The organism is Mesorhizobium sp. M7A.F.Ca.ET.027.03.2.1 (assembly GCF_003999175.1).
GTDB lineage: Bacteria > Pseudomonadota > Alphaproteobacteria > Rhizobiales > Rhizobiaceae > Mesorhizobium.
Genome location: NZ_RZOM01000589.1, coordinates 1 through 3,847 on the forward strand (window position 1 = coordinate 1; position 3,847 = coordinate 3,847).

Annotated in this window: 5 protein-coding genes; all 5 read left to right on the plus strand. The window is 63.2% G+C overall.

What is annotated here, in order from left to right; translation table 11 throughout:
* Nucleotides 1–82: 82 nt before the first annotated feature.
* On the plus strand, nt 83–772 hold the full coding sequence (locus EN750_RS22810; RefSeq protein ID WP_164873888.1) for a hypothetical protein: 690 nt from the start codon (nt 83–85) through the stop codon (nt 770–772).
* Nucleotides 769–1,092, plus strand: a complete 324-nt coding sequence (locus tag EN750_RS22815; RefSeq protein ID WP_127397719.1) for a hypothetical protein — start codon at nt 769–771, stop codon at nt 1,090–1,092. The genes EN750_RS22810 and EN750_RS22815 overlap by 4 nt, the downstream gene beginning before the upstream one ends.
* A 103-nt stretch (nt 1,093–1,195) precedes the next feature.
* Nucleotides 1,196–2,092, plus strand: coding sequence for a glutamine amidotransferase family protein (locus EN750_RS22820; RefSeq protein ID WP_127397720.1), 897 nt, complete (start codon nt 1,196–1,198; stop codon nt 2,090–2,092).
* Between the two features lie 4 nt (nt 2,093–2,096).
* Nucleotides 2,097–2,822 (plus strand): GXGXG domain-containing protein, encoded by a 726-nt coding sequence (locus tag EN750_RS22825; RefSeq protein WP_127397721.1) that lies wholly within the window; start codon nt 2,097–2,099, stop codon nt 2,820–2,822.
* 6 nt (nt 2,823–2,828) lie between these two features.
* A partial coding sequence (locus EN750_RS22830; RefSeq protein ID WP_127397722.1) for a glutamate synthase-related protein occupies nt 2,829–3,847 on the plus strand: 1,019 nt, incomplete at its 3' end.

Consider the following 3,847-nt stretch of genomic DNA (forward strand, 5'->3'; position numbering starts at 1 on the left):
GTTCACCATGCCGTGGCCGAAGCCGCAGGGTTATTGATGGGAGTAGGCCGGTCCGTATCCTGGATGGGCGTGGCATGAGAAAATGTCCGAGCTGACATCAGCACTGCTGGCCGGAGCCATTGTCCTGGCTATCGTTCTCCACCTTGCCTGGCAGGCGCGTGCCAGCCGCAACAGGGCATCGATGGCGCTTGCCGTCGAGCAGGACCGCATCCGCACAGCCATCGCCGACGCAGCCAATGTCTCGGACGGCACCGCCGGTGTCATCACCTGGGAAGGGTCCTGGAACAGCAAACGTGTCCAGGTGCGCACCATCGTCGACACACTGGCGACGCGGAAACTGCCGGCGCGCTGGCTCAGTGTTTCGATCACCGAGCCGGTGGCCGTGCCCGGCACCTTCGATATGATGATGCGGCCGGGGTCGCCGACGACCTTCTCCAATTTCGATCATCTCGACCACACGCTGCCGAAGAGTTCGGCATTTCCGGCCGAGGCCGTGTTGCGGACGGATCGCAGGGGCGTCCACTTCCCACTGGAGACCATCGCCGGCCACCTCGGGATTTTTTCCGAAGGGCGCGCCAAGGAACTGCTGATCACCCCGAAAGGGGTACGCATCGTGTGGCTGCTGGCCGAAGCCGAACGGGCGCGCTACGGTGTGTTCAGGCAGGCCGAATTTGGCGACGCCACACTCGATCCCGCGCTGATCGAAAGACTGCTGGTGTCGGTGTCGGCGCTTCGCGACGCCATCAACAAAAGCGAACGCCAAGCCGCATGACCATTCCCACCACGGCACCCACCAATCCTTATCTGGTTCTCGGCGCCGCAATCGTGCTGCCGGGAAGCGGGCACGTCATTCTCGGCGTGCCGGTGCGCGGCCTTCAGTTCCTTTTCTTCATGGTGATCCTGGCATGGGTGACGGCCAAGATCGCACCGTCGGATGCCAGCTTTGTCGGCCGTCACGCCGGCGGCTTCCTGATCTATGCCTTGTCGATTCTCGACGCCTACAAGCTCGCCCGCATCCGCACCGCCAAATGGGTTCACAATGCCCGGCGAGACGGCGACAGTGCGCAGAGCGGCATTGAGCCGCATAGGTAACTGGAGGAATATTTTTTTCATACGATTGAATTTGTGCGGCTCATTCGATACATCCTCTCTTAGCTACAAACGATCTCTTAGCTACAAACATCGGGAGGCTGACATGTGTGGAATTGTCGGACTGTTTTTGAAGGACAAGTCGCTGGAACCCCAGCTTGGTGCGATGCTGTCGCAGATGCTGATCTCCCTCAGCGACCGCGGTCCCGATAGCGCCGGTATCGCCATCTATGGCGCGCCTTCCAAGAATGAGGCCAAGATCACCATCCAGTCAGCCAGGCCCGACCGCGATTTCCGCGGCCTCGAGGCGGAGCTCGCCAAGGCCATCGGCACGCCGGTGACGATCGCGGTGAAATCCACCCATGCCGTCGTCAGGACCACGCCGGCCAAGATCGATGAAGCGCGCGAAACCATCCAGGCGCTGCGCCCCGACATCCGCATCATGGGCGCCGGCGACGTTGTCGAGATCTACAAGGAAGTCGGCCTGCCGGAGGCCGTCGTCGAGCGCTTCGATGTCCGCAAGATGACCGGCACGCATGGCATCGGCCATACCCGCATGGCAACGGAATCGGCGGTGACGACGATGGGCGCGCACCCGTTCTCGACCGGCGCCGACCAGTGCCTGGTGCACAATGGCTCGCTGTCGAACCACAACAACGTCCGCCGCGAGTTGATCCGTGAAGGCATGACCTTCGAGACCGAGAACGACACTGAAGTGGCCGCCGCCTATCTTTCGTCGCAGATGGCGCATGGCAAGAATCTCGGCGAGGCGCTGGAAGGCACGCTCTCCGACCTCGACGGCTTCTTCACCTTCGTCGTCGGCACCAAGAACGGTTTTGGCGTGGTGCGCGATCCGATCGCCTGCAAGCCTGCCGTGATGGCCGAAACCGACCAGTATGTCGCCTTCGGCTCGGAATATCGCGCGCTGACCAAACTACCCGGCATAGACAATGCGAGGGTCTGGGAACCCGAGCCCGCAACCGTCTATTTCTGGGAGCATTGAATTCATGTCGGCAACCACGCTTTCAAAGACCGCAGCACATGACCCTCGGGTCTTCGATCTTGACCAATCGTCGCTGCGCGAACTCAACCAGGCGCTGCACAATCTGTCGCCCGGCTCGAATGAAACGGCCTGGGAAGTGCTGAACCCGAAAGGCAGCCATTCGGTCGCCGTCGGCGTCGACCAGCCTGTTGCCATCGATGTGCGTGGCAGCGTCGGCTATTATTGCGGCGGCATGAATTCCGGCAGCACCATCACCGTGCATGGCTCGGCGGGTCCCGGCGTCGGCGAGAACATGATGTCGGGCTCGATCACCATCAAAGGCGACGCCAGCCAGTATGCCGGCGCCACCGGCAAGGGCGGCCTGCTGGTCATCGAAGGCAATGCCTCGTCGCGCTGCGGCATCTCGATGAAGGGCATCGACATCGTCGTGCACGGCAATATCGGCCACATGTCGGCCTTCATGGCGCAGTCGGGCAATCTGGTGGTGCTGGGCGATGCCGGCGACGCGCTGGGCGATTCCATCTACGAGGCGCGGCTCTTCGTACGCGGCAAGGTCGAAAGCCTCGGTGCCGACTGCATCGCCAAGGAGATGCGGACCGAGCATCTGGAATTGCTGCAAGGCCTGCTCGACCGTGCCGGCATCACCGGCGTCAAGCCGTCGGAGTTCAAGCGCTACGGCTCGGCGCGCACGCTCTACAATTTCAATATCGACAACGCCGACGCGTATTGAGGCAGCATGACCTACAGGAACCCGCCGACGACGCCGCGCAAATCCGCGACCTTCGACGACTACACGCTTTCCGAAATCCGCCGTGCCGCGGCGACCGGCATCTATGACATCCGCGGCGCCGGCGCCAAGCGCAAGCTGCCGCATTTCGACGACCTTCTGTTCCTCGGCGCATCGATCTCGCGCTATCCGCTCGAAGGCTATCGCGAGCGCTGCGACACATCGGTCGTGCTCGGCTCTCGTCATGCCAAGAAGCCGATCGAGCTGAAGATCCCGATCACCATCGCCGGCATGAGCTTCGGCTCACTGTCAGGCCCCGCCAAGGAGGCACTCGGGCGCGGCGCGACCCTGTCGGGCACTTCGACCACCACCGGCGACGGCGGCATGACCGAGGAAGAGCGCGGCCATTCCAAGCAGCTGGTCTATCAATATCTGCCGTCGCGCTACGGCATGAACCTGCGCGATTTGCGCCGGGCCGATGCGATCGAAGTCGTCGTCGGCCAGGGTGCCAAACCGGGCGGCGGCGGCATGCTGCTTGGCCAGAAGATTTCCGACCGTGTCGCCGAAATGCGCACGCTGCCCAAGGGCATCGACCAGCGCTCGGCCTCGCGCCATCCCGATTGGACCGGACCCGACGATCTCGAGATCAAGATCCTCGAACTGCGCGAAATCACCGACTGGGAAAAGCCGATCTACGTCAAGGTCGGCGGCGCCCGGCCCTACTACGACACCGCGCTTGCCGTGAAGGCCGGCGCCGATGTCGTTGTCGTCGACGGCATGCAGGGCGGCACCGCCGCCACCCAGGAAGTGTTCATCGAAAATGTCGGTATGCCGACGCTTGCCTGCATCAGGCCGGCGGTGCAGGCGCTGCAGGATCTAGGCATGCACCGCAAAGTGCAGCTGATCGTCTCCGGTGGCATCCGCAACGGCGCCGATGTCGCCAAGGCGCTGGCGCTCGGCGTCGACGCGGTCTCGATCGGTACGGCTGCCCTTGTCGCGCTCGGCGACAACGATCCCCGCTGGGAGGC

Bases quoted from the DNA above. Each gene is read 5' to 3' on its own strand.
- EN750_RS22815 (WP_127397719.1), top strand. From the start codon at position 769: ATGACCATTCCCACCACGGCACCCACCAATCCTTATCTGGTTCTCGGC.
- EN750_RS22810 (WP_164873888.1), top strand. From the start codon at position 83: ATGTCCGAGCTGACATCAGCACTGCTGGCCGGAGCCATTGTCCTGGCT.
- EN750_RS22820 (WP_127397720.1), top strand. From the start codon at position 1,196: ATGTGTGGAATTGTCGGACTGTTTTTGAAGGACAAGTCGCTGGAACCC.
- EN750_RS22825 (WP_127397721.1), top strand. From the start codon at position 2,097: ATGTCGGCAACCACGCTTTCAAAGACCGCAGCACATGACCCTCGGGTC.